We start from the raw sequence: 22,776 nt of genomic DNA on the forward strand, positions 1-22,776 counted from the left end.
TATATGTATGCCACAAAGTTGTTCACAACTAGATACGTGGGGCACTAATAAAGCACGTTGCGGCAATAAGGTCAACTGTTGAAAACTTCAGCTCCCCTTGTTAAGACCCACCCTGCTTGAGGGGAGTCACGTGGAGTTAAACTCGTCTTTTTGGACACTTATCAAATCAAAGATGAAAAGCCGGAACGATAACAATAAGTTATTGGATACCTGGCTAGATCCTATTGAGTACGTCAATACGGCGGGTACTCAAGATCGTCCCAAATTGGTACTCGGAGTACCTAATGCGCTTCATCAATATTTTGTTATCGAAAATCTGCAAGATAAAATTTACACAGAGATTTCAGATACTTACGGAAAACCATTTGAAGTCGAGTTCAGTATTACGGGGAACAAAGTAAATACGCATATTGAAACTTCTCACATTCCTGACGAAGTGATGGGAGGAACTGAGATCCTCCAGGCTCAATTGGCGCGTGCTCAGAATATCCAGATTACTCAACCAAGGTCTGGTCAAGACACATTGAACCAGGAACTCACCTTTTCAACATTTGTAGTGGGTAAAAATTCCGAGTTTGCGCATGCTGCCTGCTTTAACGTTGCCCGCAATCCGGGGGCAGACGACTACAATCCTCTATATATATATGGACCGGTGGGAATGGGTAAAACCCATCTTCTTCACGCCGCCGGAAATCACATTCGCGAACAATATCCACAACTTAGAATTACATATATTTCTGCCGAAAGGTTCATGAATGAGTGTATTTCATCCATTCGTCGCCACGAAATGGATAAATTTCGCCAGAAGTACCGCGAAAATTCGGATATTCTTTTGGTCGACGATGTTCAGTTTATTGCGCGTGGTGAGGCTGTTCAGGAAGAATTCTTCCACACAATCAATAGTTTCATCGACAGCCGCAAGCAGGTTATTCTAGCGAGCGACCGTATGCCGAAAGACATTCACGGATTGGAAGATCGTAGCCGCACCCGCCTTGAGCGTGGTTTGATTGCCGATATCACCATGCCGGACCTAGAAACTCGAATCGCAATTTTGCGTTATAAAGCCGAAAAGTATAACGTTCGGCTGCCAGAAGATGTCGTCAATTACATCGCCAGAATCTCTAAACGTTCCATCAGAGAGCTGGAAGGCAACCTTAAAAAGGTGAAGATGTTCTCTGAGCTCCAAGGCCTTCCGATCGACCACGAGCTTGTTAAACGCATTCTTTCGCATCACGAGACTCAATCCACGATTTCAGTTGAAGAGATTATGAAGCTTGTCGCGGATCACTATAAAGTGCGTGTTTTGGATCTTAAATCTTCAACTCGGGCCAAACCAATTGTCGTTCCACGTCAAATTGCGATGTATTTGATTAAGAAGTTTTTGGATAAATCTTTAGTGGATATCGGCAAGGCATTTGGCGGAAAAGATCACACAACTGTGATGAACGCCCTAGATCGGGTCAAGAATCTACAATCCGCGGATCAAGATATCTCTAAAGATATCGAAGATTTAGAACAGAGAATCCACAATATCACAGGCGTGTGAATGTGGAATGTGGATAAGGTTGGGGAAAAATTTGGGGCTAAAAATGTGGATCCGAGTTACCCCCAAAATCGACCGAGTTTAAGACGATTTATACAGAGTCTTTATCCACAAGTGTTTTTTAGTGTTTACATGGGTTTAGGGGATTTGTTAGGTTTTCCACGCCCCTACTACTACTACTAGTTATTTATATTAATAGTAATAGTTAATAAGAGGGCTCAAGAGGTTGTATGAAACTTGAAATTGATAAAAGAGATTTATTAAGCCTTATCGGAAAGACTCAGAACATTGTTGAGAAGCGCAACACTATGCCAATTCTTATCAACGTTCTTTTGGAAGCTGACCAAAATGCTTTGAAAGTCTTTGCCACAGATTTGGAAGTCAGCCTCACGGACCAAACAAAAGTTCAAGTTCATCAACCGGGTAAAGTCGCCGTTTCGGCAAAAAGCCTTTTTGAAATTGCTAAGGAACTTTCAGAAGGTCCGATCACTTTAATCAAAAAAGAAAACAACTGGCTGGAAATCAAGCAAGGTAAATACACTTCGAAAATTGTTGGTATCTCCGCTGAAGAATATCCGATCTTTCCAACTTACAACTCTCAAGGTTTCATCAGCATCAATGCTGGTGTGTTGAAAGAGATGATTGATAAAACTATCTACTCGGTATCCAACGATGAAACTCGTTATCACTTGAACGGCGTTTTCTTTGAACTGTCGCCTCAGGGCGGATTTAAAATGGTGGCGACAGATGGTCACCGTATGAGTCTTGTGAATAAACCGCTTTCGGAAGTGAAAGTCGCGGCTACTCAAGGTGTTATCATTCCTCGCAAAGGTCTTCACGAAATCAAAAAGATTTTGGAAGGCATTGAAGGAAATGTGGAAATCGCAATTGAAGGTTCTCAATTTGTATTGAAACACTCATCAACGATTTTGATGATTCGTTTGATCGAAGGAAAGTATCCAAATTATCAACAATTTATTCCACAGAAACTTCCACAAAAAGTGATGATTCACCGTGAAGCATTTTTGACTTCACTGAAGCGCGTATCACTTTTGGCAAACGTAAAATCCAAAGCTGTGTTGTTAAATCTTTCCAATGGTCGCATGGAGATTTCTTCTAACAATCCAGAACTAGGAGACGCGAAAGAAGAAATCGAAGTTGAATATTCTGGCAATGAAATCAAAATCGGTTTCAATGCGAAGTATGTGACTGATATTCTCACAAGCATGAGTCAGGACAAGATTGATTTTGAATTGAACGATCACCTGTCTCCTGGACTGATCCGCCCTCATAACGACAGTTCTTACACTTGCGTTGTGATGCCTATGAGAATCTGATGATTTTTGAAAAGCTACGTCTTGTTAATTTTCGTAATTATCGGGACGTAGTAGTTCCATTTTCCCCACGCGTGAATGTTTTTGTCGGAGAGAATGGTCAAGGTAAAACAAATCTTCTTGAGGCGATGTATCTTATTTCTCAAGGAGATTCCTTCCGCTATAGCGATAACCGCACCTTGATCAATTCGAATAACCAAGAAGCTTTGATTCAAGCGCTGATTACTCAAAATGATCTGCATTACAAACTCAAACTTGGCTTAAGCAAAAGTCGCAAAGTACTGACTTTGAATGACAAGAAGGTTTCATCCGCCGACGTTCGTAAAATTTTTGCGAGCGTTGTATTTAGTCCCGAAAGTTTAGCTTCGATCAAAGAAGGTGCAGATTATCGCCGTGAGTTGGTTGATGACCTGTTGATCACCTTTGATCGAAAAAATGCCGATTTGATCGCGGAATATCGTAAAGCTCTAAAAACACGCAATAAGTTCCTTAAAAACTATTTGGAGGGGTTAACCACCCTAACCGTCACCCAGGACCTTTTGAACAGCCTGAACCCCCAATTCTTGCGTTTAGCGGCCGATTTAAGCTACGCCCGCATCACGGCGCTGGCGGGTCTTTCTAAAGATTTCAATAATGCCATGCAATACATTTCTAAAAATGAAGCTGTGGATATCTCCGTGGAATACGTGATTTCGGATCAAAATGCGGTGAAATTTTCCCGAGAAGAAGTCCATTTTGCTCTGCAAAAAAGGATGAGTGAACTGCATGATGCAGAGCTCTCTTCAGGAAGTAGTCTGGTCGGCCCTCACAAGCACGATATTGTGTTCCTATATGGGCAAAAAGACTCAAGATTTTATTGTAGCCAAGGGCAGCAAAGAGCCATCATATTGTCTTTCAAAATGGCCCAAATTGTGTATCATAGGAAGGCTCACGGAACCTATCCGGTTTTGATGTTAGACGATGTTTTATCTGAACTCGATAAAGCCAAAAGAGATGCACTGATTACGTTCTTGCACGAGATCAACACGCAGATTTTTGTGACGACGACAGATTTTACATTGCCTGATTCTTTCAGCCTCGATCAGCTTTCCGTTTTGCGCATCAAGGATGGTCACATCCTCGATGAATAACTTCACTTCGTTTTGCCGAAGTGTATGCAGTCAGTGAGGGGTACACAGTGTCAGTCGAAGAACAAAAGTCATATTCCGCCGACTCGATTCAGGTTCTAGAAGGACTTGAAGCCGTTCGTAAACGTCCAGGGATGTATATCGGTGATACCGGTTTCAAGGGTTATCACCATCTTGTGTATGAGATTGTGGATAACTCGGTCGACGAACATCTTGCAGGATACTGCAAGACGATCAAAGTTACTATTAACGCCGACGAATCCATTACCGTGGAAGATGACGGTCGCGGTATTCCTGTCGCAGTTCAAAAGCAAACTGGAAAATCTGCGCTTGAACTTGTTATGACCGTTCTACATGCCGGTGGTAAATTTGACGGCGGTGGTTATAAAGTATCTGGTGGTTTGCACGGTGTGGGTGCCTCCGTGGTGAATGCTCTTTCCAATCGTGTGAATGTTGAAGTTCAACGTGATGGTTATTTCTGGAGACAGAACTACGAGCGTGGAAAAATTCTTGCACCCATTCAGCAGGGTGAACCCTCGACTAAAACGGGAACAAAAACAACTTTCAAACCAGACCGCGATATCTTTAAAGACGAAACGGTTATTTACGATTTCAACACTCTAGCAAACCGTTTCCGTGAGTTGGCTTTCCTAAATGCGGGTCTTCATATTTCGTTGACGGATGAGCGAAATGGAAAAAAACAAGATTTTCAATATGCAGAAGGTATCGCTGAGTTCGTAAAATACATGAACCAGTCGAAAAAATCTTTACACAGCGAAGTGATCTACTTCAAAGGTGAAAAAGACAATGTCGATGTTGAGATTGCTTTGCAGTGGAACGATTCGTACTCGGAATCTATTTTCACTTACTGTAATAACATCAATACGCACGAAGGTGGTACTCACCTTGTCGGCTTCCGTGCGGCACTAACTCGTACGACAAACGCCTATGCGACTGAAAAAAATCTTTTGAAAGATTTAAAGGCGAATCTTGAAGGTGAAGACATCCGTGAAGGTCTTGCCGCCGTAGTCTCTGTTAAAGTCCGTGAACCACAATTCGAAGGTCAAACAAAAACCAAACTTGGTAATACCGAAGTGAAAGGTATTGTCGAGGCTTTGGTGAATGAAAAATTAGCGGATTGGATGGATCGTAATCCTTCTGTCGCTAAGAATATTATTTCTAAGTGTGTGGAATCTGCACGTGCGCGCGAGGCAGCTCGTAAAGCTCGTGATTTAACTCGTCGTAAGACGGCTTTAGATGGTGGCTCTTTGCCGGGTAAAATGGCGGACTGCCAAGAACGTGATCCTGCACTTTGTGAACTTTACCTGGTGGAGGGAGACTCTGCCGGTGGATCCGCGAAACAAGGCCGTGACCGTCGTACACAGGCAATTTTGCCTTTGAAAGGTAAAATCCTGAACGTAGAAAAGGCGCGTTTCGATAAAATTATTTCTTCTGAAGAAATCAAGGTTATCATTTCCGCACTGGGTACAGGTATCGGCAAAGATAACGTGAACGTGGATAAAATCCGCTATCACAAAATCATTATCATGACCGATGCCGACGTCGATGGATCACACATCATGACTTTGCTTTTGACGTTCTTCTATCGTCAAATGCCTGAAGTTTTAGAGCGTGGCTACGTTTATATTGCGCAACCACCTCTTTACCGTGCGAAAAAAGGTAAAGAAGAAACATATTTGAAAAATGAAGCGGCTCTGACAGAATTCCTTTTAAGTTCAGGCCTGAATGCTTTCAAGATCAAAGGCAAAGAGAACCTAAAAGAAGCGGATCTTCGCCAATTAATTTTAAACATTCAAAGGTTCAATGATCTTCTTCGCGTTTCTTCTAAAAAATACGACAAAGACGTTCTTTATTTCTTGCTAAGCAAAGTTCGCGACTTCGAACAGACTTTCGCAGACGCCGGCAAAATCCAGACCTCCTTAAACGATTTGGGTGATTGGATTAAAGGAAATCAAAAGCTGGGTATTACTGAATACAAAGGCGAAGTAAAAACGGATGAAGCAACAGGAAAACCTTACGCTGATATCTACACTGTTCGTTACGCGGATCGCATGACTACGAAGTTCAGTCTCGACAACTTACGTTCTTCTGAGATCATTGAACTTCGTAAGATTTGGAACGAAATCCAAGGCGTTAGCACCTTACCTATGACGATTCTTGAAGGCGAAACAGAAGTCGAGTTTGATAGCTATAATGAATTCTACAGTCACGTGATGGAATCTACGAAAAAAGGAATGTACATCCAACGTTACAAAGGATTGGGCGAGATGAATCCTGAGCAGTTGTGGGAAACGACACTGAATAAGGAAAATCGCACACTTCTACAAGTGAATATTGATGATGCTGTAGCTGCAGATGAAACATTCTCTATCCTGATGGGTGAAATGGTTGAACCGCGTCGTCAGTTCATTCATGACAATGCCCTTCTTGCTCGTAGTTTGGACGTTTAATTTTAGATTTTTAAGTTGGTGATGTTATGGAAAATAATAGTGAAGAAAAAGGCGTAACCCGCGTCGACGTCAGTAAAGAAATGCGTGATGCATATCTTCAATACTCGATGTCTGTTATTGTGGGTCGTGCCCTCCCCGATGTTCGTGACGGTCTAAAGCCTGTTCATCGTCGTGTCTTGTTCGCACAAAGTGAGATGAATAATCGACCGGGTCGCCCTTATTTGAAGTCAGCGCGTGTGGTCGGTGATGTTATCGGTAAATACCATCCTCATGGCGACTCTGCGGTTTACGAAACTATGGTTCGTATGGCCCAGGATTTCTCTTTGAGATATCCGCTTGAGGATGGACAAGGAAACTTCGGTTCAATCGACGGTGATAGCGCGGCAGCTATGCGTTACACTGAGATTCGCATGACTCACCTTGCGGAAGAACTTCTGCAGGATATCGATAAAGAAACTATTCCGTTCGGACCGAACTACGACGACTCTTTACAGATTCCTCTAGTTCTTCCGGCGAAATTCCCCAATCTTTTGGTGAACGGTTCTTCAGGTATCGCCGTTGGTATGGCGACAAACATTCCGCCACACAACTTGGGCGAAGTGATTGATGGTTGTATTGAATTGATCAATAAACCCGAGTGCACTCTTGAAGACTTGATGGTTCACATCAAGGGTCCTGACTTCCCGTCTTACGGAGTGATCGCTGGCCGCGAAGGTATCTTGCAGGCTTACAAAAAAGGTCGTGGTATCATCACGTTGAAAGCGGTTGCGGAAATAGTTCCGGGTAAAGACCGTGAAGAGATCATCGTTACTGAGATCCCTTACCAAGTTAATAAAGCAAAATTGATCGAAAGCATTGCTGACCTAGTTCGCGACAAACAAATCGAAGGTATCTCTGATATCCGCGATGAGTCTTCTCGTGAAGGTATGCGTATCGTGATTCAATTAAAACGTGGTGAAAATGCCAGCGTGATCTTGAATCGCCTTTATAAGTACACGCAAATGCAAATCAGCTTAGGCATCATCATGCTGGCCTTGGATGCGAAAAACCAACCGGTCACTTTCGATCTTAAAGGCATGTTGGAAGCTTTCGTTGATCACCGCCGTGACGTCGTTACGAAACGTTGTATCTTTGAACTCAAAAAAGCCCAAGAACGCGCGCACATCTTGGAAGGTTTGAAGAAAGCCTTGGATCACATTGAAGAAGTGATCAAAACGATTCGTGCTTCTAAAGAAGCGCACGCGGCTCGTGAAGCCTTGATGTCGAAGTTTGAATTCTCTGAACGTCAAGCTGTTGCGATTCTTGAAATGCGTTTACAACGTTTGACAGGTTTAGAGCGTGATAAAATCATCGAAGAACTTGCAGAGCTAATGAAGCAAATCGAATGGTTGAAATTCGTTCTTGCTGACGTTCGCGAAATTTACAAAATTATCGTTGGCGAACTTGAAGATATCAAAAAACGTTATGCAGATCCTCGTCGCACGCAAATTCAAGGCAACCTTGATGATATTGAAGACGAAGATTTAATTGCTGACGAAGATATGGTTGTAACTGTGACGAACACAGGTCTGATCAAGCGCATGCCGACGGCCGAATATCGTGTGCAAAAACGCGGCGGTAAAGGTCTGAAAGGCATGGAGACTAAAGAGGAAGATTACGTCACGGATCTATTCTCGGCTTCGACGAAAACCATGCTTTTGGTGTTCACTGATAAAGGGAAGGTTTACTGGTGTAAAGTGCATAAACTTCCGCTAGGAAGCCGCACTTCCAAAGGTAAATCTTTGGCAAACGTTGTACAGTTGGCAAGTGGTGAAAGTGTCCGAGCAATTCTTCCGGTCAATGAATTCAGCGAAAACAAATACGTTGTGATGTTGACGGAAAAAGGTGTGATCAAGAAAACATCTTTGGATTCATTCGCGAATCCAAGGGCTGCTGGTATCATCGCATTGACGACAGATCTTGATGACGGCGTTATCGACGTTAAGATTTCTGACGGTCAAAGTGATATCTTCATTGCGACTAAAGAGGGTATGTCGATTCGCTTTAACGAAGCGGATGTTCGCGAAATGGGACGGACTGCTCGCGGCGTGAAGGCTATTACACTCGCAAAAGAAGATATCGTCGTTGCGATGGAAGTTCTGGAAAAGAACACCAAGGATACGATCTTGATGGTGACCTCAAAAGGTTATGGTAAACGTTCTGAAACGACGGAATACCGCATCCAATCTCGTGGTGGTGTAGGTATTATCACACAAAAAACGACAGACAAAGTGGGCGTGGTTATCGGTACGAAGAAAGTTTCAGAAAAAATGGAACTTATTCTTTCCACTGATAAAGGGCAGGTTATCCGCATGAAAGTGACGGACATCTCGGTTCTTGGACGTAACACTCAAGGTGTTCGTTTGATTAATATCGACGAAAAAGAAGAAACGGTAACGGGTGTCGCGGTTGTTGAGGAAGACGATGCAACTGAAGAAACGACACCAGCACCAGCAGGAGTCACTCACTAAGATGTTCAGAGCCCTTCTGATTGTCTTAGTGCTGGCCCTCACCGCCTGCTCATCCCAAGAGGAGGCGGACTACAAGCAAGCACAAAAAGAAATAGCTCAGGAGCACTACCGAATCGGCCTGAGCTATTTGGATCGAGTTATCAAAAGAAATGCACCGACAAAATATCCTTTAGAAGCCGCTCGCGAGGCGGCACGCATTTCCTTTTTTGAAATCAAAGACTTCAATAAGGCGATTGATTATCATCACTTTATCGTTCTTCATTCGACAGATGAAAAGGAACGGTTAGAGTCGCAAAAGCAGATTGCTGCCATTTACTTTAATAATCTGCAAAATTATCAACAAGCGATCATCGAATACAGCAAGCTTCAACAAATGCCCCACACGGATTTAGAAGCGGCTCAGTATAAAATGAATATTGCCCGCGCCCAGTACTATCAAAATAATTTTTTCCAGGCTGAGTCCGAAATCGATTCTCTTTTGAAACTTAAAGGCGACGAAAACACCCGCTTTAGTGCGTTAATGTTGAAGGGAAATATCCTCGTCGCTCGAAAAGATTTTATAAAAGCCGCGGAAATCTTTAAAGAACTTATCCTGAAGTATCCGGAAAAGGCGATTCAGGAAAATGTCGCTCTGACTTTAGCCGTCTGTTATGAAGAAAACTTGGATTTCAAAAGTGCCATTGCGGTCCTTGAGGCTCACAAAGAAAAGTACAACCCGCCTGAATACATTGAACTTCGAATCAAACGCATGCAAGAGCGTATGAAAAATGCTCCGGGAGCGAAAGGCTTTAGGAAGTAATGAAGAAGTATATAATTTTTGCATCCATGGGCTTTGAACTTGTCGGTTTGATCTTAGGGTGTTTTTACCTAGGGCAATTCCTCGATCAAAAGTACCAATCCAAGGGCCTTATCTTTGTCGGTCTGACCTTTGCGGCTTTGATTGGCTGGTTATGGAGAGTTATCTGGCTTCTTCGTAAACTGCAAAAAGAGGATGAGAAGAATTCAGATTCCGATAAACCCTAGGAACCCATGAAACCTGTTTTAATAGCGCAAATCTGTGTGATCGTTCTTGGCGGCTTGCTTTTGCATCTTTTTTCCGCACCGCAACACGCACTTTCCTTTGTAGCTGGGTCCTCCACCATCTTTCTGAGCTTTTTATTACTGGGCTGGGGCTGGAGCCTTATCTTCCAGAAGAAATTGGTTGCCCTGTCTATCGGTATCATTGTATTTAAGTACGCGATTTTAGGGATTATTATCTTTAAGCTAACGGCCATGCCATGGTTCGATACCTTATGGTTCGCGATTGGGGTTGCTAGCTTTATTCTTTCAGCGTTTGTGTATGCGGTGAAAGAATCCTTACGAGAGGGAAAAGACCATGTCATTTAACTGGACACAACTCATTCCTGGTGTTGGTCACGAGTACGCACACGTTGCAACTCTTGGTGCCGCTACTGTCGCAACAATGGCGATCGGTATGGCAGCTCGCGCATCACTTGGTAAAGGTGAAACAGCCGTTCTTCCAGCCAGCAAATTCTCTCTTCGTGGCATCATGGAAATGTTGACTGAAATGATGGACGGATTGGCAGAGATGGTTATCGGTGAACACGGTAAACACTACGTTCCTTTCTTCACTTCCGTTTTCTTCTTCATTCTTTTGAATAACTTGATCGGGATGATTCCAGGGATGACTCCTGCAACTGAAAACATCAACACAACATTCGGCTTCGGTGTTTTGATGTTCTTGTTCTATAACTTCCAAGGTGTAAAAGAAAACGGCGTATTCGCATATCTTAAGCACTTCATGGGCCCGGTTCTTTTTCTTGCTCCTTTGATGTTTGTGATCGAACTGGTTTCACACTTTGTTCGTCCGTTCTCTTTGGGTCTTCGTCTTGCGAACGTTATGATGGGTGACCACACAGTATTGTCTGTGTTCTTGGATCTAGTTCCAATTGGTGTACCTATCCCATTCTATATCATGGGATTGTTCGTATGTTTTGTTCAGGCTTTTGTATTTACATTGCTTTCAATGGTCTACGTGGCATTCGCGATTGCACACGATCACTAGAGAGCAAACTTAACCACTCATATTGAGGAGAAACACATGAAAAAAATGATCGTTGCTATGGTTGCTTTGTTGGCTTCTGTATCTGCATTCGCACAAGAAGCTGCTCCAGCTGCTACTGAAGCTGCTGCTTCTGTTGCTACTGACCGCGGTTTGGTTGCTATCGCAGCTGCTATCGCTATCGCTTTGTCTGTATTCGCAGGCGCAATGGCTCAAGGTAAAACAGCTTCTACAGCTCTTGATGGTATCGCTCGTAACCCAGCGGCTTCTGGTAAACTATTGATCCCAATGATCTTGGGTCTAGCTCTTATCGAGTCTCTAGTTATCTACGCGTTGATCATCGCTCTTCGTCTTGCTTAATTGCGGCAGAAGTCCTTATCGCCGACCTTAGTTGGTTGGCGTAGATGATGAAAAATAAAAGGCTGGTAGTAATACCGGCCTTTTTTATTTTGTGTACTTAGATAAATAAAAGCCCGCTCTTTTGGAACGGGCTTTTGTTTTTAAGTTGGTTCTTTTTTGAAACGGTAGGAAGCAGGTACCTTTAGAGGTACTTCTTTACTACGGCTTCTACTCGGTTGCGGATTCTGTCTAGGCCGGCTTGGGTGGTGGATTCGTAGCGGACTACGACCACAGGTTGTGTGTTGGAGGAGCGGCAAAGAGCCCAGCCGTCTTCGAAAGACAGACGAATACCGTCAGTGAAGTCCACTTTGTAGTCAGCATCGGGCTTGTTGGGGAAGGCTTCGATCATTTTTTCTACGATCAAAACTTTTTTCTCTTCAGTCGTGTCGATGCGGATTTCTGGAGTGTTGAAGGCTGGCGGCAAACCCTCTAGCAGTTGCGGAATTGTTTTTCCGGTTTTTGCCAGGATCTCTACCAAGCGCAAAGCTGCATAGGGAGCGTCATCGTAGCCATAGTTGCGGTCTGCGAAGAACACGTGGCCAGACATTTCTCCGCCGAACGGAGCCTTTTCAACTTTGATCTTTTCTTTTACTAACGAGTGACCTGTTTTCCACATGATTGGCTGACCACCGTGCGCAGTGACGTCGTGATACAAACGATCAGAACACTTTACGTCGCCGATGATTTTTGCACCTTTTTGTTCGGCTAGGATGGAACGAGCGATAATCACCATCAACTCGTCACCGTAAACCATGCGGCCTGTGTGATCGATAACGCCGATACGGTCTGCATCACCATCAAAGCCGATGCCACAAAGAGCCCCTTCTTTGGCCACTTGTTTCTTAAGGTCTTCCAAATTTTCTTCCACAGTGGGATCTGGATGGTGATTTGGGAATGTGCCGTCTGGTTGTTCAAAAAGGATGGTAGGATTCAAGCCGACCGCATTGAACAGGCCGCGAACCACAGATCCACCGGCGCCATTTCCGCAATCAAGAACAACTTTGGTGTCTTTGATTGTTCCGAATTCTTTTTTATAGCGTTCATAGTACATCGGTTTGATGTCGAAGTGCTCTTCAGAACCTTGGCCATCGATATACTCACCCTTTTGAATGATCTCGCGAAGTTTTTGAATTTCAGCGCCGAAGATCGTGCCTTTACCAACAGAAATTTTGAAGCCGTTGTATTCGGGAGGATTGTGCGATCCCGTTACCTGAATGGCGCCATCAACACCTTTCAACTCAAACGTTGAAAAATAACACACCGGAGTCGTCACAAGGCCTAAGTGAATCACTTTCGCACCAGATTCCATCATGCCTTTTGCTAGATTTTTAATGATTGCAGGAGAACTTTCGCGAGCATCACAGCCCAACGCGACCGTTGGATTGGTAAGGCCTTTATTTTGTTTCATGTAAACAACATAGGCGCGGCCCAAGAGGTACGCGAAGTCATCATCGAACTGTCCGTTGTAAACACCACGGATATCGTACTCTCTAAAAATTACCGGTTGAAACATAAGTCACCTCTGTAAATAAGTGGAAGTATTTAGAAATATGATTTTTTTAAGCTAGAGTCGAGCTAATTTTATAGCCCAGCGAATGGCATCGATCATGGAATTTGGATTTGCTTTATTTAAGCCAAAAATATCCTTCGCCGTTCCATGATCTACACTGGTTCTAACAAAGGGTATGCCTAAACTGATATGGACTCCACTATTCTGTCCGTGGATCATTTTAAAAGGAATAAGGCCCTGATCGTGATAAAGCGCCACATAAATCGAATAACGCTTCCAATTTGCTGGGAAGAAAGCCGCGTCTGGCACCAAAGGACCTTCCACCGGGATTTTATTTTCTTTGGCGAAAGCGGCTAGCTGAGGAAATAAAAGCAGCTCTTCTTTGCCAATAAGCCCCTGTTCACCCGCATGTGGATTTAATCCTAGGACTGCAATGGAACGCTTAGCTTGCGCCGCAGGCAGCTTTTTTCGAAGTTCATTGGCGTTTTTTAATGTCTCGGCTAGCACTGTGAAACTGAGATGTTTGGTGACTTCTGCAATCGCAGTATGTGCCGTGGCAAGAACGACATTGAACTGATCCCCCACAAACCCCATGTTGACGTATTTGCTGCCCGAAAGTCTTTTCAAAATATCGGTGTGGCCCAGATCCTTAAAGCCGGCACTCTTAATGCTGGTTTTCGAAAGAGGAGCCGTGGCCATTCCGTTCAAGGCATTTTCTAAGCACGCCTCCGCGCTGACCTCAACCCATGTGGCTGGAGATTCGTCAGAGGCGATATCGACTAAGTAAGGACCGTCAATTTTTAGAGCTTCCGAAAGAGAATCAACGGTGATGCGTTCGAACTTCTTGTCGATCAGGCGCAGATATTTTTTATCAGCGGACTCAGATCGCCACAGAATAAACTGAACGTTTTTCTGTGGGCCCAAATGATGGAGGGCCTTGGCTGTAACTTCAAAGCCAATACCATCAATATCCCCCGTTGTCAGGGCGAGGCGAAGTTTACTCATTGATACGAACGAAAATTTCGTCGCGTTTGTTTTGCAACCAAGTCTTAAGCTGGCGTTTAAAGCTCGTCTCAAGAAGTTGTGCCTTGATTCGATCTTTAGCGCGTTCAAACTTAGGGTCTGTTGTTAGCTTTTTCCCTGTAAGTTTCACAATGTGATAGCCCATGCGGGACTTCACAACCGGCGTTGTTTCGCCCACCTTTAGATTGGAAATAGCTTCTTCAATTTCAGGAAGGAACTCGCCGGATTTGAAGGTACCAAGACTTCCTCCGGAAGAAAAATTAGGGTCTTCACTGAATTGTTGCGCAAGTGTTTCAAAATTTTCGCCGCTACGTACTTTTCCCGCCGCGACTTGAGCCCTTTGCAGCGCAGCCTCGGCTCCACCTTTTTTGGGATTAAAGAAAATGTGCGAAACGCTGAACTCATCAATGGAAGGTCGGCTGCTTGGATTTGTTTTCAAGTACTCGTTCAAAGCATCTTCGTCAGAAATGCGAAGCTTCGAAATAATTTCCGAATCCATGAGCGATTGTTTTTCGATACTGTGTTTTAGAAATGTTTTATATTCCGCAGGCGCAATACCCTGCCCTTTGATAATGTTCAGGAGCTCTGCCTCAGTCACATTATTACGCTTTGCCATGCTCTTAAGTTCGGACTCAACACGATCGGAAGTGACGGTAAGATTCAGGCGTTTCACTTCGGATTCTAAAATCTTTTCATTGATAAGATAATCTAACTGAGCTTTGCGATTGCCTTTTAGGCTTTCCGGAGATTTATCAAAAAGCAAGGCCTCGTCGACAAGGCCGGGTTTGCCAATCCGATTCTGCAAATCTTTGAAATCCGACTCTAGAACTAGCTCGGTATTTACGATAGCCACGGTTTTTTCCACAACCTCGGCATGAACGGGAGTGGCAATCAGAAATGGAAAAAGAAAACTAATCATTGGGTCCTCGCGTATCGACCGTAATCGAATTCATTAAGTCGTAGTCCTTTAGGACTTTACTACTTCTGAGCTGAGCATCAAGCCAAGCGACGTATTCCGCCTGCTCGCGTTGAGCACGAAGGGCGCGAATTATCTGTGATTTGACCTCTTCGAGTGGTTGCGTGGTCGCAGGAGCCTTCTTTTCAACGCGAATCAGATGCACACCAAAGGGACTCTTGACGGTTTGCAAGCCCGATCCTGCACTAAATAAGGGGTCAAAATAGTCTACGGTGCCCTTTTCAATCCAACCGATAACGCCGCCCGTTTTACCTTCAGGAGTAATAGAAAATTTACGGGCTAGTTCGGCGAAATCCGTGGTTTTTAAATCGGTTTTAATGGCATCTGCCTTCGCTTCTTCGTCGACGACGATTTGTCGGATGTAGATGCGTTCTTTGCGTTTCCATCGGTCCTTATTGTCTTCGTAGTAACGTTTGATTTCTTCGTCAGTAGGCGGCTTGATTTTGTCGTTCAGTTTCTTAAAGACCTCTTTTTCCACCAAACTATAGCGAAGCTCTTCACGCCATTCAGAAAAAGAAAGATTTTCTAGAGCCAGGGCGCGACGAAACGAAAGATCATCGGGATAGTTCCCACGAAGTTTATCAACTTCAGCGTCCAAAACAGTCTCGGAAATAACGATGTTCTGTGAACGAGCCCAATCTAGGGTCAGACTTTTAACCAAGAAATCCCGCAGGATCTCTTCTTTCACCCGATGAATGTTATTGGGATCTTTGGCCGCCAGGGCATCAAAATTTCGCAGGCGTCGAGCCAACTGATTGGCGAATTGTTTGGATGTCAGAACGTGTTCATTCACCTTTTCTACTGGTTTAGTAGAAATTTTCTGATAGCTGGAAGGACAGCCCGCCAAAGCGAGGGTCATTAAAACAAAAAGCCCCGTGCTGGCGGGGCTCTTTAGAAATTTCATATGAAATATTCCTTATTATTTAATCGCACTCTTGTTTTCTTTAATAGAGTACGACTTCTTCAACTTATCGAAGTACTCGTTGAAAAGCTGCTTTCTTTTTTCGTCGAAAACAGCGGCTCTGATTTGGCGTTTGTTCGCGTTCTCAAAGCTTCTGCGTCCCGTAAGTTTAATGATGTGGAATCCGAACTGAGATTCGATGAGCCCCTTGATTTCACCGACTTTCATGGATGCCGCCGCTTCATAGTAACCTGGAACAAGCGTTACACGAGACTGCCAGCCGATATCACCACCGGCTTGTTTGGAAAGAGCATCGTCAGAATACAATTTCACTAGCTCTTCAAACGGTCTTTTGCTCTTTTTAACTTCTTCAAAAATTTCTGTCGCACGTTTCTTCGCTTCTGCAACCTGGGCTGGTGTTGCTCCGGGCTTGAACTCAATCAGGATGTGGCTTGTGCGAAGTTCTGGATTTTTAGCGTACCAATCCTGCATTTCTTTATCTGAAACTTGGATTTTTTGAATACGAGGTCCTAGATCTTTTTCAAGAAGGGCTTTGTACATTTCTTGGTTAAAGCGCTCTTGAACGATTGGATCTTTTGCTAAACCGCGCTTTTCAGCTTCTTGAAGGCCGGTTTCGTAGCGGATCAGGTCTTCAAGGAAAAGTTCTTTTGTCGGAGGATTGATCGTTTGTGAACGAACCTCATTGTACTTTTTGTTGAACTCTTCAACGGTGATGGATTTTTTGCCAACCTGAGCCACAACATCCGTGGATTTTTGCGCAAAGGAGTTCACAGAGATGAGCATCAAGATGCTTAATAGAAGTTTCATACTTTAAAAGTCCCTTTAAAAAGTTGAAGACAAGTCACCCTAAAACGCTAGCACTAGGCATCATTATCCGCAATGAATTTAAGAGCTTGCTGTCTCGCGTGGTGCAAAAGCCCTTCTAACTCTAGAGCAAGGTCTGGGTTTCGTGGATCGACCTCGCGAGAGATCGCCGTCATGGGACCGACCCAGTAAATGATCACTTTTGCAAAAGGCTTCGGAAGGAAAGTTTTGTTCCATGATTTCGGAAAGTGTATCGCCCGATCGCAAGCGACACCCGCCGCATAAATCGGACCGGAAATCATACGAGAAATTTCAAAAACCCCGGGCTTCACTTTGTGTAACGGACCTTTGGGTCCATCGACGGCAAAGCTGCAATTTCCCCCGTCTTTTATTAAACGCAAGAGGCCCTTCAGTGCCTGAACCCCACCACGAGTGGATGAGCCTCGGCTGGTTTTTGCTCCCAACCATTTTAATACTGTAGCCATCAATTCGCCGTCTTTTGATTGCGAAGCAATGGTCGCGATTCGATAGCGTTTTACGATAGACAGCAAAGCCAATTCGTCGCCGTGCCAGTGTGCGAGAACCACAGGGTTTTGAGTGTCTAAGGATTGTTTTAGAGAATCCGGTTCGACAAGCCGAACCCTCCATGTCCATGAAAGGGTTCGGTAGAAAACAAAGACAATAATCGGAAGAATGTATTTTCTAAACACGATTAGTGATGAAGAGCCTTTTTAAACTCTTCAGTGAGTTTAGGAACGATTTCAAGAGCATCACCCACGATACCGTAAGTTGCCTTTTGGAAGATCGGAGCATTTGCATCGTTGTTGATCGCAACGATCACTTTAGAGCCACTCATCCCTGCCAAATGTTGAATCGCGCCTGAGATACCCACAGCGATGTACAATGTTGGCGCCACCGTTTTACCAGTTTGTCCAACTTGCATTCCGTGACCAACCCAGCCCGCATCAACAACGGCGCGAGAAGCACCCACAGTTGCGCCCAAAACGTCTGCCAGGTCATGAAGAACTTTAAAGTTCGCAGCTTCTTTCAAACCGCGACCACCGCTGACGATGATGTTGGCTTCAGTCAAATCAAGCTTTTCGCTGGCACCTTTGACGATCTCTTTGATCAAAGTCTTAAGATCTGGCTTAACAACAGCTTGTTCGACAACGTTTGCTGATTTAGATGTGTCTGCCGCCGCAACTGGAAGTTGATTGGCGCGCATCAAAACAATTTTTACAGCGCTGTTTTCAAAGTTGGCTTTTGCAAAGCACTTTCCAGAATACATCGGCTTAGTTGCAGTGACAGTGTCGCCAGAAATACTCAACTCGGTACAGTCACTGGCAATTCCCGTATTCAAACGAGCCGCCACGCGAGGAAACAAGTCACGACCTGTTGAGGAAGCGGAAGCCAATAGAATCGTCGGCTGAACCTTTTCGACAACAGAGACAATGTTTGCCGTAAAAAGCTCAGGATTGTAGGAATCCAAAGAAGCGTCTTTCACGACGTGAACTTCACTTGCGCCATTATGGCCAGCGGCCGCGGTAACGTCACCGGCATGTGATCCAAAAACCACCGCGACAACAGTGTTTCCAGACTTTGCAGCTGCCTGAAGAAGTTCGATAGAGCTGCGCTTAAGATTTCCGTGAGATTGTTCAGCAAATACTAATACTTTTCCCATGATTTTACCTCTATAGAACTTTCGCTTCGTCGCGAAGAAGTTTAACTAGTTCCGCTGCTTGTGCTGAAGAATCACCACCAAGCATTTTAACCGGCGGCTTTTCGGCAGGAAGAGAGAAGTTAGAGTACTTAACTTTGAGGTCCGTAGCAGGAATATTCAAAGAAGCAAACTCGATCTCTTTGATCACTTTTTTCTTTGCTTTCATGATACCTGGCAGGCTGGCATAACGAGGCATATTTAAGCCTTTGTTGGCAGCAACAACGGCCGGAGTCATCATTTGCACAACTTCTTTTGCGCCACCCTCGATGTCGCGCTCAACAACAACGTTTTCGCCGTTAAAAGCAAATTTTGATACGACAGTTGTATGGGGAACATTCAAAAACTCAGCAAGCATTTGACTTACTGAAGAGGCATTGTCATCGATCGCCAGTTTACCAGAGAAGATAACTTTAGCGCCGCCTTCAGCCTTGATAACTTCCGCCAAAGCCTTCGCCGTTGAGAAGTTGTCTAGATTTTCGGCATTTACCACGATGGCTTCATCTGCGCCCATCGCCAAAGCTGTTCTTAGGGATTCGATAACGCGCGTCTTAGGGCCAGCACTCAAAACCCAAACTTGGGAACCGGCATTGGCGTCGCGAAGCTTAACGGCTTCTTCAACTGCATACTCATCATAAGGGTTCAAAACCCATTTAATTCCCGCCGTGTCGATTCCGTTTTGGTCGGGAGTGATTTTAATCTTTGTTTCGGTGTCGGGCACCTGCTTAATACACACAAAAATCTTCATGTTTTTACCCCGTTTTTAGAGGCCTTGTTCTATCGCAAGTCTAGGAAAGGCAAAACTAAATTCCATATTTAACGTGTCGCGATACATGACGGGTGTCATAGACAAGTCCAGCCCCCGAGGAGTAAGTTCAACTGTAAACTTATTGAGAAAATACAATGTAACAACACAAGGGGTTTTTCACCATGTCAGGATTTCTCGGTTCAACCGTCGGGAAAAAATACATAATGGGGATCTCTGGTCTTGTTTGGGCAGGTTTTGTACTCGCTCACATGGCCGGAAATTTATTAATCTTCGTCAGTCACGATGCATACAATGCTTACGGACATGCGATCACCAGCGGTAACATACTGTACGTTGCGGAAGCCGTTTTGCTTCTGGCTTTGTTCACGCATGTTTTCATGGCGTTTTCTTTGACCGCGCAAAACAGGGCCGCAAAGGCTTCGCGCTACGCGGTTTCTGCATCAGGGAAAAAACAAGTCAGCCTTGCTTCCCGTACGATGGCAGTGCAGGGTTCCTTGATCCTGGTATTTATCATTCTTCATTTGATCACTTTCAAATACGGCACTCACTACGAAACAAACGTGAACGGCGTGGTCATGCGTGATCTTGCTAAGCTGATGGAAGAAGTCTTTCAACAGCCAGGCTATGTTGTTTGGTATGTGGTGGCACTGATCCTTCTTGGATTCCATCTTAGTCACGGTGTTGGTTCTTCATTCCAATCGCTTGGTTTGATGGAAGGCACTTACCGCGGTCTTTGGAAAAAACTCAGCTACGCTTATGGCGTCATTGTAGCTTTGGGTTTTATCGCTCAACCACTTTATCTTTTTGTGTTTGCACACTAAGGAGCACATAAATGGCTAACAAATTAGATAGCAAAATTCCTAGTGGCCCAATTGAATCTAAATGGACCAAATCTAAATTCGACTACAAACTGGTAAATCCGGCGAACAAAAGAAAGCATTCCATCATCGTGGTTGGCACCGGCTTGGCGGGAGCATCCGCAGCCGCCTCATTGGGTGAATTGGGATACAAAGTGAAAGCCTTCTGCGTGCACGAATCTCCGCGCCGCGCGCACTCTGTGGCCGCGCAAGGTGGTATCAATGCCGCGAAAAATTATCAGAACGATGGTGACTCAACTTACCGTCTTTTCTATGACACAGTAAAAGGCGGAGACTTCCGCGCCCGCGAAGCGAACGTGTATCGTTTGGCAGAAGTATCTGCAAACATCATCGACCAAATGGTGGCGCAAGGTGTTCCATTTGCGCGTGAATACGGCGGAACTTTGGCAAATCGTTCTTTTGGTGGAGCGCAAGTTTCCCGTACGTTCTATGCGCGCGGCCAAACAGGTCAGCAGCTTCTGTTGGGAGCCTACTCCGAAATGATGAGACAAGTGGATGCAGGGACTGTCGAGCTTCGTACTCGTCGCGAAATGCTGGATCTTGTTGTTATCGACGGGAAAGCGCGCGGAATCATCGTACGCAATCTTGTCACTGGTGAAATTGAATCCCACGAAGCCGATGCGGTTGTGATCGCAAGTGGTGGTTACTCGAATGTTTTCTTCCTTTCTACGAATGCGATGGCTTGTGCCGTGACGGCCGCATGGAAAGCTCACAAACGTGGTGCTTACTTTGCGAACCCTTGTTACACGCAAATCCATCCAACTTGCATTCCTGTTCACGGCGAAAACCAATCAAAACTGACGTTGATGTCTGAATCACTCCGCAATGACGGACGTGTTTGGGTTCCTAAAGCTGTCGGCGACAAACGCCATCCAAACGATATTCCTGAAAATGAACGCGACTACTATCTAGAACGCGTCTATCCTTCGTTTGGTAACTTGGCTCCTCGAGACGTAGCTTCTCGTCAGGCTAAATATCGTTGTGACGAAGGCCGCGGAGTCAACGAAAGCGGCAAAGCTGTTTACTTGGATTTTGCGGACGCCATCAAGCGTTTGGGCCAAGATAAAATTTCCGAGCGCTATGGCAACTTGTTCGAAATGTACGACAAGATCACGGGTCAAAATCCTTACAAACAACCGATGATGATCTACCCTGCGCCTCACTACACAATGGGTGGCTTGTGGGTTGATTACAATTTGGAATCGACGATTCCTGGATTGTTTGTCGCCGGTGAAGCAAACTTCTCTGACCACGGCGCCAATCGTTTGGGTGCTTCGGCGCTTATGCAAGGTTTGGCAGATGGATACTTCGTTCTTCCTTACACTTTGGGTAACTACCTTGGAAACACCAAGCTTGAAAAAGTGTCCGTGACCAACGACGCCTTTAAAGCGGCTGAACATGGGGTTAAAGAAGAAATCTCTGAGCTTATGAACATCAAAGGAAACCGCACGGTTGACAGCTTCCACAAAGAGCTGGGTCACATCATGTGGGAATACTGTGGTATGGGTCGTAACGAAGAGGGTCTTAAAAAAGCTCTTCAGCAGATTCCTAAACTTCGTGAAGAATTCTGGCAAAACGTACGCATCCCAGGTGAGGCAAGCTATCTTAACGTTGAGCTTGAAAAAGCAGGACGCGTGGCCGATTTCTTGGAGTTGGGCGAGTTGATGTGTCGTGATGCTCTTGAGCGCAAAGAATCTTGCGGCGGTCACTTCCGTGAAGAATATCAAGTCGACGGCGAAGCGAAGCGTGATGATACGAACTTCTGTCACGTAGCTGCGTGGGAATACACAGGCGAAAACAAAGCCTCTGTTCGCCACACTGAAGAATTGAAATTTGAAAACGTACATCTAGCAACTCGTAGCTATAAATAAGAGGCGTAAAATGGCTGGAAAAACATTAAATCTGACTTTAAAAGTATGGAGACAAAAAGGTCCTAAAGACCAAGGTGGCTTCGTGGATCTTCAAGCGAAGAATGTGTCTGAAGATGCTTCTTTTCTCGAGATGCTAGATGCCGTGAACGAAGAGCTAGTTGCTAAAGGTGACGAGCCCATCGCATTTGATCACGATTGCCGTGAAGGTATTTGTGGGGCCTGCGGTTTTGTTATCGACGGCGAAGCCCACGGTCCGATGAAGTCTACGACGGTGTGCCAATTGCACATGAGAAACTTCACGGACGGTGCTACTTTGACCATCGAGCCGTTCCGCGCCCAAGCTTTCCCAGTGATTAAAGACTTGATGGTAAATCGTTCTTCTTTGGATCGCATCATTTCTGCCGGTGGTTATATCAGCCAAAATGCAGGAAATGCAGTTGATGCAAATGCGGTTCTGGTTCCCAAGGCCGATGCGGACGAGGCGATGTCTTCGGCGACATGTATCGGTTGTGGTGCTTGCGTGGCGGCTTGTAAAAATGCGTCTGCAGCACTCTTCACTTCTGCAAAAATCTCGCACATGGCCTTGCTTCCCCAAGGACAGGTTGAAAGAAAAGAACGCGCGATGCGCATGGTTGCGGCGATGGACGCTGAAGGCTTCGGTTCTTGTACGACAACAGGCGCCTGTGAGGCGGCTTGTCCAAAGGAAATTCAACTTACCAATATTTCCCGCATGAACCGTGAGTTTTTTGTGGCCAACGTGACAAAACGTGAAAAGCACAAAGATGGCGGCGCAGGCTAACTCTGAGCCTTGATAAAGCCATGTAAAAAGGGAGTCCAGCGGGCTCCCTTTTTTATTTCTA

The 22,776-nt window shown here is 44.9% G+C and carries 21 protein-coding genes; 13 read left to right on the plus strand and 8 right to left on the minus strand.

The window, feature by feature from the left end; genetic code table 11:
* Positions 1 to 130 precede the first annotated feature (130 nt).
* The 10 genes from dnaA to OM95_RS15420 all read left to right on the plus strand — a co-directional run bounded on the left by dnaA (position 131) and on the right by OM95_RS15420 (position 11,407).
* Entirely contained in the window at positions 131 to 1,546 is a 1,416-nt protein-coding gene (gene dnaA, locus OM95_RS15375; RefSeq protein ID WP_041875728.1) for a chromosomal replication initiator protein DnaA, read from the plus strand.
* 227 nt (positions 1,547 to 1,773) lie between these two features.
* Positions 1,774 to 2,880 (plus strand): DNA polymerase III subunit beta, encoded by a 1,107-nt coding sequence (dnaN, locus tag OM95_RS15380; protein WP_041875730.1) that lies wholly within the window; start codon positions 1,774 to 1,776, stop codon positions 2,878 to 2,880.
* On the plus strand, positions 2,880 to 4,007 hold the full coding sequence (gene recF / locus OM95_RS15385; protein WP_041875732.1) for a DNA replication and repair protein RecF: 1,128 nt from the start codon (positions 2,880 to 2,882) through the stop codon (positions 4,005 to 4,007). Before dnaN ends, recF begins: the two co-directional genes overlap by 1 nt.
* Positions 4,008 to 4,054: 47 nt before the next feature.
* The gene (gene gyrB, locus OM95_RS15390; protein WP_041875733.1) at positions 4,055 to 6,475 is read left to right on the plus strand and encodes a DNA topoisomerase (ATP-hydrolyzing) subunit B; all 2,421 of its coding nucleotides are present in this window, start codon (positions 4,055 to 4,057) and stop codon (positions 6,473 to 6,475) included.
* A gap of 26 nt (positions 6,476 to 6,501) precedes the next feature.
* On the plus strand, positions 6,502 to 8,985 hold the full coding sequence (gene gyrA / locus OM95_RS15395; protein WP_041875735.1) for a DNA gyrase subunit A: 2,484 nt from the start codon (positions 6,502 to 6,504) through the stop codon (positions 8,983 to 8,985).
* Between the two features lies 1 nt (position 8,986).
* Positions 8,987 to 9,784, plus strand: a complete 798-nt coding sequence (locus OM95_RS15400; RefSeq protein ID WP_041875737.1) for a tetratricopeptide repeat protein — start codon at positions 8,987 to 8,989, stop codon at positions 9,782 to 9,784.
* On the plus strand, positions 9,784 to 10,008 hold the full coding sequence (locus tag OM95_RS15405; protein ID WP_041875739.1) for an AtpZ/AtpI family protein: 225 nt from the start codon (positions 9,784 to 9,786) through the stop codon (positions 10,006 to 10,008). The genes OM95_RS15400 and OM95_RS15405 overlap by 1 nt, the downstream gene beginning before the upstream one ends.
* 6 nt (positions 10,009 to 10,014) lie before the next feature.
* Complete coding sequence (locus tag OM95_RS15410) at positions 10,015 to 10,371, plus strand: hypothetical protein (protein ID WP_041875742.1); 357 nt, start codon at positions 10,015 to 10,017, stop codon at positions 10,369 to 10,371.
* A complete protein-coding gene (atpB, locus tag OM95_RS15415; RefSeq protein ID WP_041875744.1) occupies positions 10,361 to 11,050 on the plus strand; it encodes a F0F1 ATP synthase subunit A in 690 nt (229 codons plus the stop codon). Before OM95_RS15410 ends, atpB begins: the two co-directional genes overlap by 11 nt.
* A 36-nt stretch (positions 11,051 to 11,086) precedes the next feature.
* On the plus strand, positions 11,087 to 11,407 hold the full coding sequence (locus OM95_RS15420) for an ATP synthase F0 subunit C (RefSeq protein ID WP_041875746.1): 321 nt from the start codon (positions 11,087 to 11,089) through the stop codon (positions 11,405 to 11,407).
* Between the two features lie 181 nt (positions 11,408 to 11,588).
* Here OM95_RS15420 and OM95_RS15425 read toward each other — a convergent pair whose 3' ends face one another.
* From OM95_RS15425 to OM95_RS15460, 8 genes are all read right to left on the minus strand, one after another.
* A complete protein-coding gene (locus OM95_RS15425) occupies positions 11,589 to 12,959 on the minus strand; it encodes a phosphomannomutase/phosphoglucomutase (RefSeq protein WP_041875748.1) in 1,371 nt (456 codons plus the stop codon).
* Between the two features lie 51 nt (positions 12,960 to 13,010).
* Positions 13,011 to 13,961, minus strand: coding sequence for a 4-hydroxythreonine-4-phosphate dehydrogenase PdxA (locus tag OM95_RS15430; RefSeq protein WP_041875750.1), 951 nt, complete (start codon positions 13,959 to 13,961; stop codon positions 13,011 to 13,013).
* A complete protein-coding gene (locus tag OM95_RS15435) occupies positions 13,954 to 14,898 on the minus strand; it encodes a peptidylprolyl isomerase (RefSeq protein ID WP_291516595.1) in 945 nt (314 codons plus the stop codon). Before OM95_RS15435 ends, OM95_RS15430 begins: the two co-directional genes overlap by 8 nt.
* Entirely contained in the window at positions 14,891 to 15,859 is a 969-nt protein-coding gene (locus tag OM95_RS15440; protein ID WP_041875753.1) for a peptidyl-prolyl cis-trans isomerase, read from the minus strand. Before OM95_RS15440 ends, OM95_RS15435 begins: the two co-directional genes overlap by 8 nt.
* A 15-nt stretch (positions 15,860 to 15,874) precedes the next feature.
* Positions 15,875 to 16,684, minus strand: a complete 810-nt coding sequence (locus tag OM95_RS15445) for a peptidylprolyl isomerase (RefSeq protein ID WP_041875755.1) — start codon at positions 16,682 to 16,684, stop codon at positions 15,875 to 15,877.
* Between the two features lie 53 nt (positions 16,685 to 16,737).
* Positions 16,738 to 17,268, minus strand: coding sequence for a lysophospholipid acyltransferase family protein (locus OM95_RS15450; RefSeq protein WP_291516597.1), 531 nt, complete (start codon positions 17,266 to 17,268; stop codon positions 16,738 to 16,740).
* Between the two features lie 125 nt (positions 17,269 to 17,393).
* Positions 17,394 to 18,362 (minus strand): electron transfer flavoprotein subunit alpha/FixB family protein, encoded by a 969-nt coding sequence (locus tag OM95_RS15455; protein ID WP_041875760.1) that lies wholly within the window; start codon positions 18,360 to 18,362, stop codon positions 17,394 to 17,396.
* 10 nt (positions 18,363 to 18,372) lie between these two features.
* Complete coding sequence (locus OM95_RS15460; protein ID WP_041875761.1) at positions 18,373 to 19,146, minus strand: electron transfer flavoprotein subunit beta/FixA family protein; 774 nt, start codon at positions 19,144 to 19,146, stop codon at positions 18,373 to 18,375.
* A 182-nt stretch (positions 19,147 to 19,328) separates the two neighbouring features.
* Here OM95_RS15460 and OM95_RS15465 point away from each other — a divergent pair, with 182 nt between their 5' ends.
* From OM95_RS15465 to OM95_RS15475, 3 genes are read left to right on the plus strand one after another with little or no spacing between them, the layout of a single operon-like run.
* Complete coding sequence (locus OM95_RS15465; RefSeq protein WP_041875763.1) at positions 19,329 to 19,988, plus strand: succinate dehydrogenase cytochrome b subunit; 660 nt, start codon at positions 19,329 to 19,331, stop codon at positions 19,986 to 19,988.
* Positions 19,989 to 19,999: 11 nt separating this feature from the next.
* A complete protein-coding gene (locus tag OM95_RS15470; protein ID WP_041875766.1) occupies positions 20,000 to 21,916 on the plus strand; it encodes a fumarate reductase/succinate dehydrogenase flavoprotein subunit in 1,917 nt (638 codons plus the stop codon).
* A 10-nt stretch (positions 21,917 to 21,926) separates the two neighbouring features.
* Complete coding sequence (locus tag OM95_RS15475; RefSeq protein WP_041875768.1) at positions 21,927 to 22,715, plus strand: succinate dehydrogenase/fumarate reductase iron-sulfur subunit; 789 nt, start codon at positions 21,927 to 21,929, stop codon at positions 22,713 to 22,715.
* Positions 22,716 to 22,776: the final 61 nt, after the last annotated feature.

Origin of the sequence: Bdellovibrio sp. ArHS, from assembly GCF_000786105.1 — a bacterium.
Classification (GTDB): domain Bacteria; phylum Bdellovibrionota; class Bdellovibrionia; order Bdellovibrionales; family Bdellovibrionaceae; genus Bdellovibrio.